This window comes from Pseudomonas sp. R19M, from assembly GCF_050312585.1.
In the GTDB taxonomy this organism is placed as follows: Bacteria; Pseudomonadota; Gammaproteobacteria; order Pseudomonadales; family Pseudomonadaceae; genus Aquipseudomonas; species Aquipseudomonas palleroniana.
In genome coordinates this window covers 326,314-341,025 of record NZ_JBNPJV010000092.1, presented here as the reverse complement: position 1 = coordinate 341,025, position 14,712 = coordinate 326,314, and the positions used below count along the sequence as shown (strand labels likewise).

The 14,712-nt window shown below is 62.9% G+C and carries 9 protein-coding genes; 8 read left to right on the top strand and 1 reads right to left on the bottom strand.

The window, feature by feature from the left end:
• The first annotated feature begins 292 nt into the window (after window positions 1-292).
• The 8 genes from ACQRBT_RS22880 to ACQRBT_RS22845 all read left to right on the top strand — a co-directional run bounded on the left by ACQRBT_RS22880 (window position 293) and on the right by ACQRBT_RS22845 (window position 14,393).
• Window positions 293-1,726, top strand: coding sequence for a serralysin family metalloprotease (locus tag ACQRBT_RS22880; RefSeq protein WP_060753099.1), 1,434 nt, complete (start codon window positions 293-295; stop codon window positions 1,724-1,726).
• 48 nt (window positions 1,727-1,774) lie between these two features.
• On the top strand, window positions 1,775-2,143 hold the full coding sequence (locus ACQRBT_RS22875) for an AprI/Inh family metalloprotease inhibitor (protein ID WP_412046029.1): 369 nt from the start codon (window positions 1,775-1,777) through the stop codon (window positions 2,141-2,143).
• A 102-nt stretch (window positions 2,144-2,245) separates the two neighbouring features.
• The gene (locus ACQRBT_RS22870) at window positions 2,246-3,997 is read left to right on the top strand and encodes a type I secretion system permease/ATPase (RefSeq protein ID WP_198762501.1); all 1,752 of its coding nucleotides are present in this window, start codon (window positions 2,246-2,248) and stop codon (window positions 3,995-3,997) included.
• Window positions 3,994-5,307: an HlyD family type I secretion periplasmic adaptor subunit gene (locus ACQRBT_RS22865; RefSeq protein WP_412046030.1), complete on the top strand. Its 1,314-nt coding sequence runs from the start codon at window positions 3,994-3,996 to the stop codon at window positions 5,305-5,307. Before ACQRBT_RS22870 ends, ACQRBT_RS22865 begins: the two co-directional genes overlap by 4 nt.
• 2 nt (window positions 5,308-5,309) lie before the next feature.
• Window positions 5,310-6,644, top strand: coding sequence for a TolC family outer membrane protein (locus tag ACQRBT_RS22860; RefSeq protein ID WP_060753095.1), 1,335 nt, complete (start codon window positions 5,310-5,312; stop codon window positions 6,642-6,644).
• 30 nt (window positions 6,645-6,674) lie between these two features.
• On the top strand, window positions 6,675-9,632 hold the full coding sequence (locus tag ACQRBT_RS22855; protein ID WP_412046031.1) for an autotransporter domain-containing protein: 2,958 nt from the start codon (window positions 6,675-6,677) through the stop codon (window positions 9,630-9,632).
• A 51-nt stretch (window positions 9,633-9,683) separates the two neighbouring features.
• A complete protein-coding gene (locus ACQRBT_RS22850; protein WP_412046149.1) occupies window positions 9,684-12,767 on the top strand; it encodes an autotransporter outer membrane beta-barrel domain-containing protein in 3,084 nt (1,027 codons plus the stop codon).
• Window positions 12,768-12,962: 195 nt separating this feature from the next.
• A complete protein-coding gene (locus tag ACQRBT_RS22845) occupies window positions 12,963-14,393 on the top strand; it encodes a polyurethane esterase (RefSeq protein WP_104993756.1) in 1,431 nt (476 codons plus the stop codon).
• Here the strand turns inward: ACQRBT_RS22845 and ACQRBT_RS22840 are convergent, their stop codons facing one another.
• The gene (locus tag ACQRBT_RS22840) at window positions 14,394-14,663 is read right to left on the bottom strand and encodes a hypothetical protein (RefSeq protein ID WP_412046032.1); all 270 of its coding nucleotides are present in this window, start codon (window positions 14,661-14,663) and stop codon (window positions 14,394-14,396) included.
• Window positions 14,664-14,712: the final 49 nt, after the last annotated feature.

Sequence of the window (14,712 nt, the reverse complement as noted above, 5' to 3'; positions counted from 1 at the left end):
TCCATTTATCAAGTGTGCCGCTCAACTTGAGCGGCTTTACCGATATTTAATATTTAAATAACAGTGGGCGACAATTGGCCGCGCAGAAGCAATGGCCCCCAATAAATGCTGGAGAGCACTTCCTCAAGTTGAATCTACGTCACAGTTTCAATGCGGAAATATTTGTAGACGAAAGATTTCAGGTTGTGTCAGTTTCGATACGCCTTCAAAAGAGGCGAGTGATAGGACGATCTCGCCCGCGAGGTTCCTATCGAACAAAGACTGATGCACTTGCAAACAAGGAAGTACGTTTATGTCAAAAGTAAAAGACAAAGCTATTGTTTCTGCAGCGCAAACCAGCACAGCGTATTCGCAGATCGATAGTTTCAGCCATCTGTACGATCGTGGCGGCAACCTCACGGTCAATGGCAAACCGTCCTACACCGTGGACCAGGCAGCGACCCAGCTGCTGCGGGATGGTGCCGCGTACCGGGACTTTGATGGCAACGGCAAGATCGATCTGACCTACACCTTCCTCACCTCGGCTTCCTCGGCCACCATGAACAAACATGGCATTTCCGGGTTCAGCCAATTCAACGCCCAGCAAAAAGCACAGGCCGCACTGGCCATGCAATCCTGGTCGGATGTCGCCAACGTGACCTTTACCGAAAAGGCTTCCGGTGGTGATGCACACATGACCTTCGGCAACTACAGCGGTGGCCAGGACGGCGCAGCGGCTTTCGCCTACCTGCCCGGCACCGGCGCAGGCTACGACGGCACTTCGTGGTACCTGACCAACAACAGCTACACGCCGAACAAGACCCCGGACCTGAACAACTATGGCCGGCAGACCCTGACCCACGAAATCGGCCACACCCTGGGCCTGGCTCACCCTGGCGACTACAACGCCGGGAATGGCAACCCGACCTATAACGACGCGACCTATGGACAGGACACGCGTGGCTACAGCGTCATGAGTTACTGGAGCGAGAGCAACACCAACCAGAACTTCAGTAAAGGCGGGGTCGAGGCTTACTCCTCGGGCCCGCTGATCGACGACATCGCTGCGATCCAGAAGCTCTACGGCGCCAACTACAACACGCGTGCCGGCGACACCACCTACGGTTTCAACTCCAACACCGGGCGTGATTTCTACAGCGCCACTTCCAATGCCGACAAGCTGGTGTTTTCGGTATGGGACGGTGGCGGCAATGACACCCTGGACTTCTCCGGTTTTACCCAGAACCAGAAGATCAACCTCAATGAAGCGTCGTTCTCCGACGTCGGCGGCCTGGTGGGCAACGTGTCCATCGCCAAGGGCGTCACGGTCGAAAACGCCTTCGGCGGTTCGGGCAACGACCTGATCATTGGTAACAACGCAGCCAACCTCATCAAGGGCGGTGCCGGCAACGACATCATCTACGGCGGCGGCGGTGCGGACCAACTGTGGGGCGGCGCCGGCAACGATACCTTCGTGTACGGTGCCAGTTCCGACTCCAAGCCGGGTGCGGCCGACAAGATCTTCGACTTCACCTCCGGTTCGGACAAGATCGACCTCACCGGTATCACCAAAGGTGCAGGCTTGAGCTTCGTCAATGCATTCACCGGGCATGCCGGCGATGCTGTACTGACCTACGCCTCGGGTACCAACCTGGGTACGTTGGCAGTGGACTTCTCTGGGCATGGCGTGGCGGATTTCCTCGTCACCACCGTTGGCCAGGCGGCAACCAGCGACATCGTAGCCTGATGTAAAGCGCGCGGCGCCACGGCGCCGCGCTCTATGATGGAGCAGAAGATGCCGCGTTTTTCCCATTTGATCGCCTGTGCTTCGCAGGTGTTGTTCGTTTTGGCAGGAGCCCAAGCAATGGCGAGCAGTCTCGTATTACCCACCAGCGCCCAATTGGCCGGGCATTGGCAGCTCAAGCAACAGGATCAGGTCTGCGCGCTGGACCTGCTGGAACAGGCCAATGCGCTGGCAGGTGATGTCGCCTGTGTCGAGCAATGGCTGGGAGACAAACCCCTGACCTGGTCACCGACCCCGGACGGCATCTGGTTGATGAACGCCGAAGGCACCGGTATTACCCATTTGAATCGCCAGAAAGAAGGCGAATATAAAGGGCGCACCGCCTCCGGTTCGGAAGTTGTATTGCAACGCACACATTAGTTAATCGTTATAAGCCTATAACTCGATTTCATAGTTGGCCGTCCCTTAGTCAGGGGGCTGGGCAACTATTGCGCGTATTCGCTTCAGGGAAGATCAATAAATATGGCGAAGTCCCATGCGGTTGTGCCCTTATTCAGGGCATTGGGTGAATACAAAAGTATTTTGATCAGCATCGGCTGTTTCACCGCATTGATTAACGTGCTGATGCTGGTGCCGTCGATTTACATGCTGCAAGTGTATGACCGCGTGCTGTCCTCCCAGAATGAAACCACGCTGGTGATGTTGACACTGATGGTCGTGGGCTTCTTTGCCTTTATCGGCACCCTGGAAGTGGTGCGCAGTTTTATCGTGATCCGTATCGGCAGCCAGTTGGAACAGCGTTTCAACCTGCGCGTGTACAAGGCCGCGTTCGAACGCAACCTGCAACGGGGCCAGGGGCATGCCGGGCAGTCCCTGGGCGATTTGACGGTGATCCGCCAATTCATCACCGGGCCTGCGCTGTTCGCATTTTTCGATGCGCCGTGGTTTCCCATCTACCTGTTCGTGATTTTCCTGTTCAACGTCTGGCTCGGCGTGCTGGCCACGGCAGGCGCCGTGATCTTGATCGCACTGGCTTGCCTGAACGAATACCTGACCAAAAAGCCGCTGGGCGAGGCGGGCGCCTTTTCCCAGCAGTCGACGCAGTTGGCCACCAGCCATTTGCACAACGCCGAGACGATCCAGGCCATGGGCATGCTCGGCGCGCTGCGCAAGCGCTGGTTCGCCGTGCATGCGCAATTTCTCGGTTACCAGAACAAGGCCAGCGACACCGGCTCGGTGATCACCTCCCTGAGTAAATCCTTGCGCCTGTGCCTGCAATCGCTGGTGCTGGGCCTGGGCGCATGGCTGGTGATCAAGGGCCAGATGACCGCCGGGATGATGATCGCCGGCTCTATCTTGATGGGGCGCGTACTCAGCCCGATCGACCAATTGATCGCGGTGTGGAAGCAGTGGAGCTCGGCGAAGCTGGCTTACCAACGCCTCGACGATCTGTTGCGTGAGTTTCCACCGCAAGTCGAGCAGATGGCCTTGCCGGCACCCAAGGGCCAGGTGAGTTTCGAGCAAGTCAGTGCGGGCCCGCCGGGGCGACGCCTGGCCACCCTGCATCAAGTCAGCTTCAACCTGGGGGCCGGTGAAGTGCTGGGCGTGCTCGGCGCATCGGGCTCCGGTAAATCCACCCTGGCCCGCGTGCTGGTGGGTGTCTGGCCGACCCTGGCCGGCACCGTGCGCCTGGACGGCGCGGATATTCACCGCTGGGATCGCGATGACCTCGGCCCGCATATCGGCTACCTGCCCCAGGACATCGAATTGTTCAGCGGCAGCATTGCCGACAACATCGCTCGCTTTCGCGACGCCGACCCGGAGCAGGTGGTGAAGGCGGCGCAACAGGCCGGGGTGCATGAATTGATCCTGCGCTTGCCGCAAGGCTACGACACGGTGCTGGGCGACAACGGTGGCGGTCTGTCAGGCGGCCAGAAACAACGCGTGGCCCTGGCCCGGGCGCTGTACGGCGCGCCGCGCTTGATCGTGCTGGATGAGCCCAACTCCAACCTCGACACCGTAGGCGAAGCCGCGTTGGCCAGCGCCATCGTGCAGATGAAAGCCCAGGGCTCAAGCGTGGTGCTGGTGACGCACCGCTCTTCGGCGCTGGCCCAGGCGGACAAATTGGCGGTGCTCAACGAAGGGCGGTTGCAGGCGTTCGGGCCGAGCCAGGAAGTGCTGCGCGCCTTGTCGGGCCAGCCGGAAGCACCACGGGAAAAGGCCGGAGTGAGCCTTAGCCGTCAGTACCCAGCCGCAAGGAACCCAGGCGCATGAGCAGTACCACTTTCGAATCCCCTTTCAAGCAGCGAGACGCCGGTTTTTTCGTCAAGATGGGCTGGTTGCTGACGGTCGTCGGCGCCGGCGGTTTTTTCCTCTGGGCCAGCCTGGCCCCACTGGACCAAGGCATTCCGGTGCAAGGCACGGTGGTGGTGTCGGGCAAGCGCAAGGCTGTGCAAACCCTCAGCCCAGGCGTGGTCAGCCGGATCCTGGTGAAGGAGGGCGAGGCGGTCAAACAAGGCCAGCCGCTGTTTCTGCTCGACCAGACCCAGCATCAAGCCGACGTGCAGTCGCTCCAGGCCCAATACCGCCTGGCCTGGGCCAGCGTCGCCCGCTGGCAGAGCGAGCGCGACAACCAACCCAGCATCACCTTTCCGGCCGAGTTGAGTGCCAACCCTGACCCGGCGCTGGCGTTGGTGCTTGAAGGCCAGCGCCAACTCTTCAGCAGCCGCCGCGAAGCCTTTGCCCGCGAGCAGGCGGGCATCAGCGCGAACATCGAAGGCGCCAGCGCACAGCTCGACGGCATGCGCCGTGCCCGCAGCGACCTCACTGCCCAGGCGCAATCGCTGCGCGAGCAACTGAGCAACCTGCAGCCCCTGGCCGACAATGGCTATATCCCGCGCAACCGCCTGATGGACTATCAGCGTCAGCTGTCCCAGGTCCAGCAAAGCCTGGCGCAAAACACCGGGGAAAGCGGTCGCGTCGCGCAAGGCATCCTCGAGTCGCGCCTCAAGTTGCAGCAACACCGTGAGGAATACCAAAAGGAGGTGCGCAGCCAACTGGCCGACGCCCAGTTGCGCAGCTTGACCCTGGAGCAGCAGCTGACCTCGGCCGGTTTCGACCTGCAGCACAGCGAAATCAACGCGCCGGCCGACGGCATTGCGGTCAACCTTGGCGTGCACACGGAAGGCGCGGTGGTGCGGGCCGGTGAAACCCTGCTGGAGATCGTGCCCCAGGGCACGCGCCTGGAGGTGGAAGGGCATTTGCCGGTGCATCTGGTGGACAAGGTGGGCACCCATCTGCCGGTCGATATCCTGTTCACGGCGTTCAACCAGAGCCGCACCCCGCGTGTGCCGGGCGAGGTCAGCCTGATCTCCGCCGACCAGATGCTCGATGAAAAAACCGGCGCGCCGTACTACGTGCTGCGTACCAGCGTCAGTGACGCGGCACTGGAAAAACTCCACGGCCTGGTGATCAAGCCCGGCATGCCCGCCGAGATGTTCGTGCGCACCGGCGAGCGTTCATTGCTCAATTACCTGTTCAAGCCGCTGCTCGACCGCGCCGGCTCCGCGTTGACCGAGGAATGAACATGAAGTCAGTGTTCATCACCTTGCTGTTGGCCTGTGGCAGTGCCCAAGCGGCCATGGGCCCGTTCGATGTGTACGAACAGGCCCTGCGTAACGACCCGGTGTTCCTCGGGGCGATCAAGGAGCGCGACGCCGGCCTGGAGAACCGCACCATTGGTCGTGCCGGGCTGCTGCCGAGGCTGTCGTACAACTACAACAAGGGCCGTAACAACTCCGAGGCGCACCTGCCGGATGGCCGCGGCGGCTCCTATCGCGACGACCGCAACTACAACAGCTATGGCTCCACGTTCAGCCTGCAACAGCCGTTGTTCGACTACGAAGCCTATGCCAACTACCGCAAGGGCGTGGCCCAGGCGTTGTTTGCCGACGAGAGCTTTCGCGACAAGAGCCAGGCGCTGCTGGTGCGGGTACTGAGTTACTACACCCAGGCGTTGTTCGCCCAGGACCAGATCGACATTGCCCGCGCCAAGAAGAAGGCGTACGAGCAACAGTTCCAGCAGAACCAGCATCTGTTCCAGCAAGGCGAGGGCACGCGCACCGACATTCTGGAAGCCGAGTCGCGTTATGAATTGGCGACCGCCGAAGAAATCCAGGCGCTGGACGAACAAGACGCGTCGCTGCGAGAACTGGGGGCCTTGATCGGCGTGCAGAGCGTCGACATCCATGACCTGGCACCCCTGAACCAGAGCTTCGCCGCCTTCACCTTGACCCCGGCCAACTACGACACCTGGCATGAGCTGGCGATCAGCAATAACCCCACGCTGGCGTCCCAGCGCCAGGCGGTCGAAGTGGCGCACTATGAGGTGGAACGCAACCGCGCCGGGCATTTGCCGAAGATCACCGCGTACGCCAGCTCGCGTCGCCAGGAGTCCGACAGCGGCAACACCTACAACCAGCGCTATGACACCAACACCATCGGTGTCGAATTCAGCCTGCCGCTGTATGCCGGTGGCGCCGTCTCCGCGTCCACCCGCCAGGCCAGCCGTGCCATGGAGCAAGCCGAGTACGAGCTGGAAGGCAAGACCCGCGAAACCCTGATCGAACTGCGTCGCCAGTTCAGCGCCTGCCTGTCGGGGGTGAGCAAGTTGCGCGCCTATCAAAAAGCCCTGGTTTCGGCTGAAGCGCTGGTGGTGTCCACCCGGCAAAGCATCCTCGGCGGTGAGCGGGTCAACCTCGACGCGCTGAACGCCGAACAGCAGCTGTACAGCACCCGTCGCGACCTGGCCCAGGCGCGTTATGACTACCTGATGGCCTGGACCAAATTGCATTACTACGCCGGCAACTTGCGTGACACCGACCTGGCGAAAGTCGATGAGGCTTTCGGCCCGGTGAAATGAGCGTCTAAAAAAACAATAAGGATGGTTTAGATGATCACCGATTCACCTCGCTTCAAACCCTTTACCGCCGGTTCCTTGCTGCTGTTGTCCGTTGCGGCGCAGGCGGCATACACCGAGACCGGTCAAGCGGGTAACCCCGCCAGTTGGCGCACCGCCGAGTTCCAGAGTGACTGGGGCCTGGGACGCATGAAGGCGGATGAGGCCTACGCCGCAGGCATCAGCGGCAGCGGCGTAAAAATCGGCGCCCTCGACTCAGGCTTCGACCCCAACCACCCGGAGGCGGCCAAGGACCGCTTCCACCCGGTCACGGCCACCGGCACCTACGTCAATGGCAGCCCGTTCAGCACTACCGGCGCGCTCAACCCCAACAACGACTCCCACGGCACCCATGTCACCGGCACCATGGGCGCGTCCCGTGACGGCGTGGGCATGCATGGCGTGGCCTACAACGCACAAATCTACGTGGGCAATACCAACGCCAACGACAGTTTCCTGTTCGGCCCGACCCCGGACCCCCAATACTTCAAGACGGTGTACAGCGCGCTGGTCGATTCCGGCGTGCGCGCCATCAACAACAGTTGGGGCAGCCAGCCCAAGGATGTCAGCTACCAGACCCTCGGCGATCTGCACGCCGCCTATGCCCAGCATTACAACCAGGGCACCTGGCTGGATGCGGCGGCGGACGTGGCCAAGGCCGGCGTGATCAATGTGTTCAGCGCCGGCAACAGTGGTTATGCGAATGCCAGCGTGCGCTCGGCACTGCCGTATTTCCAACCGGAGCTGGAAGGGCATTGGCTCGCGGTGTCGGGCCTGGATAAAGCCAACAACCAGAAGTACAACAAGTGTGGCATCGCCAAATATTGGTGCATTTCCACCCCGGGCGCGCTGATCAACAGCACCATCCCCGACGGCGGCTACGGCGTGAAATCCGGCACTTCGATGGCGGCGCCCCACGCCACCGGCGCGCTTGCGTTGGTGATGGAGCGCTACCCGTACATGAACAATGAGCAGGCGTTGCAGGTGTTGCTGACCACCGCGACGCAGCTCGATGGTTCGATCACCCAAGCCCCCAACACCACGGTCGGTTGGGGTGTGCCGGACCTGGGCCGGGCGATGCACGGGCCGGGGCAACTGCTGGGCGCGATGAACGTGAACCTCGCGGCCGGGCAAGGTGATGTGTGGAGTAATGGCATCACCGATCAGGCGCTGATCCAGCGCCAGGCCGAAGACCGCGCCGAGCACGCCGCCTGGCAGCAAACCCTGCTCGACAAGGGCTGGCAAAACGGCGTGGCCGCGAATGCCAGCCAACAGGACAAGACCGATTACGCCATCGGCACCGCACGCGACCAGGCCTCCGCCCAGCGGGTGTACGAGGGCAGCCTGATCAAGTCCGGCGGCGGGCGGCTGGTCCTCAGTGGCGACAGCACCTATCGCGGCGCGACCACGGTCAACGGTGGCTTGCTGGCGGTCAATGGTTCGCTGGCATCGGCGGTGACGGTCAACGACAGCGGCACCCTCGGCGGCTCCGGGCGGATTGCCGCGCTGTCGGTCAATCACGGCGGCAGCGTGGCGCCGGGCAACTCGGTGGGCACCTTGCAAGTGGCCGGCGATGTGAACCTGGCGGCAGGCTCCACGTACGCCGTGGAACTGACCCCTACCAGCAGCGACCGCATCGTGGCGGGAGGCAAAGCGCTGCTGGGTGGCGGCACGGTCACCCTCGCGCTGGAAAACAGCCCCACGCTGCTCAGCCAGAGCCAGGTAAACAGCCTGATCGGCCAGCAGTACTCCATCCTCCAGGCGGCGGGAGGCATCCAGGGCCAGTTCGGCCAGGTGTTGCCCAACTACCTGTTCCTGGGCGGCACGCTCGACTACGCGGCCAACGGCGTGCAACTGAATGTAGGGCGCAACAACGCTACCTTCGCCAGCGTGGCCGCTACCCGCAACCAGCGCAACGTGGCCGCCGCCGCCGAGCAGTTGGCCGCGGGCAATCCGGTGTACGAGAGTGTGTTGCTGTCGGACTCGGTGGCCACCGCCCGGCAAGGCTTGCAGCAGTTGTCCGGCGAGATCTATCCGGCGATCGGCGCGATGCTGCTCAACGACAGCCTGCAATTGCGCGATGCCGTGGGCGAGCGTCTGCGGCATGTGCCGGTGAGCGGTGAACGCAACCTGTGGCTGAAGGCGCTTGGCGCCTGGGGCAAGACTGATAGCCGCAGTGAAACGGCAGGTTCGACCCGCTCCATCGGTGGCCTGCTGGCCGGTGTGGACGGCGAGCTGGATGAGCAGACCCGTGTCGGCGTGGTCGCCGGTTACAGCGACAGTTCGTTGAACATGGGCAGTGGCACCCATGCATCGGCGTCCATCGACAGCTACCACTTCGGCGCATATGCCGGGCGCGAGCTGGGCGATTGGCGCGTCAGCGTCGGTGGTGCCTACAGCTGGCATCGCGGCGATGTAAAGCGTGACTTGCAGTACGGCGCGGTCAGCGGCAAGCAAAAGGCCAAGCTTGAGGCGCGCACGGCGCAATTGTTCACCGAGGCGGCCTACCGCATTCACCTGCAACCCTTGGCCCTGGAGCCGTTCGCCAACCTGGCCTACGTGCACCTGGACAGCGATGCCTTCCACGAAAAAGGCGCTGCCGCCGCGCTGGAGCGCAGCCGCGATCAGCGTGACGCGGTGCTCAGCACCCTGGGCGTGCGTGCGCTGAAAACCCTGCCTCTGAATGATCGCCAGCAGCTTGAACTGTCGGGCTCGCTGGGCTGGCAACACAGCCTCAGCGCGGTGCAATCGCAAGAGCATTTGGCGTTTGTTGCCGGCGGGCCCTCATTCGCCGTGGGCAGTTCGCCGCTGCTGCGCGATGCGGCGCTGGTCGGCGTGCAGGCCAGCCTGGCGTTGAGCCCATCCACGCGGGTCAACCTGGACTACACCGGCCAATTGGGGGGCAGTGAGAAAACCCAGGGTGTGGGTTTGAGCCTCAACTGGCAGTTCTGAGTTCAACAAGAAAAACCAAGAAAACTAAGGAAGGTCACCGTGAACAAACGAATTACCGCCACTCACACCGGCCCGGGCTACCCGCTCAAGGCTTTGAGCTGCGTGCCATACGGCGCGCTGCTGTGCTGCCTGGCAACCCTGGGAACCGCCCAGGCCGCACCCTATGTGGAAACCGGCAAGTTGGGCGACGCCGCCAGTTGGCGCAGCACTGAGTTCAAGGCTGACTGGGGCCTGGGCGCCATCCAGGCCGACACCGCGTACGCCGCCGGTTACACCGGCAAGGGCGTCAAGCTGGGGATTTTCGACCAGCCGGTGTATGCCCAGCACCCGGAGTTCGCCAGCCCCGGCAAAGTGGTGACGATTGTCACCGAGGGCATCCGCCAGTACACCGACCCTTACATTCCGGTCAAGGCGGGCGACGCGTTCCGCTATGACGGCACGCCGTCCCAGGATTCCAATGGCAAGTTGGGCAACCACGGTACCCACGTTGGCGGTATTGCCGCCGGCAACCGCGATGGCGGGCCAATGCACGGCGTAGCCTTCAACGCGCAGATCCTCAGCGCGGAAAACGGTGACCCAGGCCCCGAAGACGGCATCATCCTCGGCAACGACGGTGCGGTGTACAAGGCCGGTTGGGACGGACTGGTGGCCAGCGGCGCACGCATCATCAACAACAGTTGGGGGATCGGCATCGGCGCGCAATATGCCAAGGGTGGCCGTGATCCGGCGTTCCCGAATTTCACGGTCAACGAAGCCCAGGCGCAGTTCAACAATATCCGGCCGATCCTCGGCACACTGGCCGGCGGGGCTTATCAAGGGGCGATCGACGCCGCGCGCAGCGGCGTGCTGACCATCTTCGCCGCCGGTAACGACTACAACCGCAACAACCCGGATGCGATGTCGGGCCTGGCGTACTTTGTGCCGGAAATCGCGCCGAACTGGCTGTCGGTGGCGGCATTGCAGCAAAATCCGGATACCACGAGTGCCACGCCGTATGTGATCAGTACGTTCTCGTCGCGCTGTGGTTATGCGGCGAGTTTCTGCGTGTCGGCGCCGGGCACCAAGATCTTCAGTTCGATCATCAATGGCACCACGCTCGAGAACCTCACCACCGATTGGGCCAACAAGAACGGCACCTCGATGGCCGCGCCGCATGTGGCCGGCGCCGCAGCCGTGTTGATGGAACGCTTCCCGTACATGAGCGGCGAACAGGTCTCCACCGTGCTCAAAACCACCGCCACCGACCTGGGTGCGCCGGGTATCGATTCGCTGTATGGCTGGGGCATGATCAACCTGGGCAAGGCGGTCAACGGGCCGGGTATGTTCATCACGGCCGCGGACATTCCCGCCGAGTTCCGTATCGATGGCGCCTATGGCAGCGGGCAGTTTGTCGCCGACCTGCCGGGCGTGGGCGCCGTGGTGGACGCGGGCAAACCCACCCAGCGCCTGTGCACCGACGTGCATTGCGGGCGCGATGTGTGGAGCAATGACATCTCGGGCCACGGCGGCCTGACCAAGCAGGGCATCGGTACGCTGATATTGACCGGTATCAATACCTACAGCGGCCCGACCCTGGTCAACCAGGGGTTGCTGGCGATCAACGGTTCGGTGACCTCCGACGTCAGCGTCAGCCAGGGCGGTGTGGTGGGCGGTTCCGGGCGTATCGGCTCGCTGGCCGCGAAAAGCGGCGGCACCGTGGCGCCGGGCAATTCCATCGGCACCCTGAATGTGGCGGGCAATGTCACGTTTGACGCCGGTTCGACCTACGCGGTGGAGTTGTCGCCGACCAGCAGCGACCGGATCGTTGCCGGTGGCACGGCCACGCTCAATGGCGGCACCGTGACCCTGGCCCTGGAAAACAGCCCGACCTTGTTGAGCGCGGCACAGGCCGACAGCCTGATCGGGCGGCAGTACAACATCCTGCAGGCCGCCGGCGGTGTGACCGGCGCCTTTGGCGCGGTACTGCCCAACTACCTGTTTATCGGTGGCACCTTGAACTACGGCGCCACCGGTGTGCAGTTGGACGTGGCGCGCACCAACGGCTTTGCCAGCGTCGCCGCCACGCCTAACCAACGTGCGGTGGCCGGCGCCGCCGAGCAATTGGGCGCGGGCAATGCGGTGTATGAAAGCCTGTTGCTGGCACCCAATGCCGCCTCGGCGCAAGGTGCCTTCCAGCAACTGACCGGCGAGATCTACCCGGCCCTGCAGAGCGCGCTGATCAACGACAGCCGCTATGTGCGCGAAGCCGTGGGCGAGCGCCTGCGCAACGGCGAGATGGGCTCGCGCAGCGATACCCTCGACAGCCGTGGCAACGTGTGGGTCAAGGCGTTGGGGGCGTGGGGCAAGACCGACAGCCGCAGTGAGACGGCGGGCTACACCACGTCCATCGGCGGCATGCTTGCCGGGGTGGATGGCGCACTGGACGAGGCGACCCGTATCGGTCTGGTTGCCGGCTACAGCGATACCTCGCTGAACATGGGCAACGACACCCACAGTCGCGCCTCGGTCGACAGCTACCACTTGGGCGCTTATGCCGGGCATGAGATCGGCGCCTTGCGCCTGAGCGGCGGCGCGGCGTACAGCTGGCATCGCGCCGATGTGAAGCGTGACCTGCAATACGGCGACGTTTCCGGCAAGCAGAAAGCCAAGGTCGACGCCCGCAGCACCCAGGTATTCGGTGAAGCGGCTTACCGCGTCAACCTGCAACCGTTGGCCCTGGAGCCGTTCGCCAACCTGGCCTACGTGCACCTGGACACCGATGGCTTTACCGAGAAGGGCGATGCCGCCGCACTCAAAGGCCGCGACGACAGCCGCGACGTCGTGCTGAGCACCTTGGGCGCACGTGCCTTGAAGACGATCAACCTCAACGATCACCAGGCGCTGGAAGTGTCCGGCACCCTGGGCTGGCAGCACAACCTGAGCCGCGTGGGGTCCGAGCAGTCCCTGGCCTTTGCCTCGGGCGGCCCGTCTTTTGCGGTGCAGAGCGCGCCGCTGGTGCGCGATGCGGCGCTGGTGGGCGCGCGGGTCAGCCTGGCGTTGACCAAGGATGCACGGGTGAACTTTGACTACAACGGCCTGCTGGCCAGCAAGGAGAACGTCCACGGCGTCGGCTTGAGCCTCGACTGGGCCTTCTGACCGTGTAGTGAGCGGGCTCGCCCCGCGCTGGGCGGCGCAGCCGCCCCAAACAGGGGCGTCGCGGTGTTTCAGGGAGACCGAGGTGTCTGGGTTGGGGCGGCTTCGCCCCCCAGCGCGGGGCAAGCCCGCTCACTACATACGTTCGACATAGGACAAACGCTTTCTCGACAAATCCAACAACAGAGAGGCACTACCATGGGTATCTTTGACTATAAAAACCTCGGCACCGAGGGCTCCAAAGCGTTGTTTGCCGACGCCATGGCGATCACGCTGTATTCCTATCACAACCTGGATAACGGCTTTGCCGTGGGCTACCAGCACAACGGCTTTGGCCTCGGCCTGCCGGCCACACTGGTCACGGCGTTGCTGGGCAGTACGGATTCACAAGGCGTGATTCCGGGCATCCCCTGGAACCCCGACTCGGAAAAAGCCGCCCTTGAAGCCGTGCAAAAAGCCGGCTGGACGCCCATCAGCGCCGCGACCCTGGGCTATGAGGGCAAGGTCGACCAGCGGGGTACGTTCTTCGGGGAAAAGGCCGGCTATACCAGCGCCCAGGTCGAGGTGCTGGGCAAATACGATGACGCCGGCAAATTGCAGGAAATCGGTATCAGCTTTCGCGGCACCTCGGGGCCACGGGAGCACCTGATCAGTGACTCCATCGGCGACCTGATCAGCGATCTGCTGGCCGCCCTGGGGCCTAAGGATTATGCCAAGAACTATGCGGGCGAAGCGTTCGGCAACCTGCTCAAGAACGTGGCCGATTATGCCGGCGCCCATGGCCTGACCGGCAAGGACGTGCTGGTCAGCGGCCACAGCCTGGGCGGGCTGGCGGTCAACAGCATGGCGGACCTGAGCAACAGCAAGTGGGCGGGCTTTTACCAGGACGCCAACTATGTGGCCTATGCGTCGCCCACCCAAAGCGCCGGCGACAAGGTGCTCAATGTCGGCTATGAGAATGACCCGGTCTTCCGCGCACTGGATGGCTCATCCTTCAACCTGTCGTCCCTGGGCGTGCACGACAAGCCGCATGAATCGACCACCGACAATATCGTCAACTTCAACGATCACTACGCCTCCACCTTGTGGAATGTGCTGCCGTTCTCCATCGTCAACCTGCCGACCTGGCTATCCCACTTGCCGTTCGGCTATGGCGATGGCATGACGCGTATCCTCGAATCCGGGTTCTACGACCAGATGACCCGCGACTCGACGGTGATCGTCGCCAACCTGTCCGACCCGGCGCGGGCCAACACCTGGGTGCAGGACCTGAACCGCAATGCCGAGGCCCACAAGGGCAATACCTTCATCATCGGCAGCGACGGCAACGACCTGATCCAGGGTGGCAAGGGCGCGGACTTTATCGAAGGCGGCAAGGGCAATGACACGATCCGCGACAACAGCGGGCATAACACCTTCCTGTTCAGCGGCCACTTCGGCAACGATCGGGTAATTGGCTACCAGGTCACCGACAAGCTGGTGTTCAAGGATGTGGAAGGCAGCACCGACCTGCGTGATCACGCCAAGGTGGTCGGTGCGGACACGGTGCTCACCTTTGGCGCCGACTCGGTGACCCTGGTCGGCGTGGGGCAGGGTGGGCTATGGGCTGACGGCGTCAGCATCGGCTGATCAACGCCAATGGCGCTCCCGCCAGCCGTGATCCCAATGCGGCCGGTGGGAGTAGCCATAACCGTAGTAGGAGCGTGGAGAGTAATAGGGGCGTGGCCCGTAACCCCAATGCGCGTAATAGATCGGTGGGGGTGGGGGCTGTACCACGATCACCCGGGGTGCCTGGCGGATGATGATGATGGTGTCGGCAAAGGCGGGCGTACTCGCCAGGGCCGCCAGGGTCAAGGGAATGAGTAAAAGCGCGCGTACCGCTCGGGACATGCGTGCCATGGCCTTGGTTCTCCGTGCTGCCGCCCTCGAATGAAGGTGGCTTATCGGT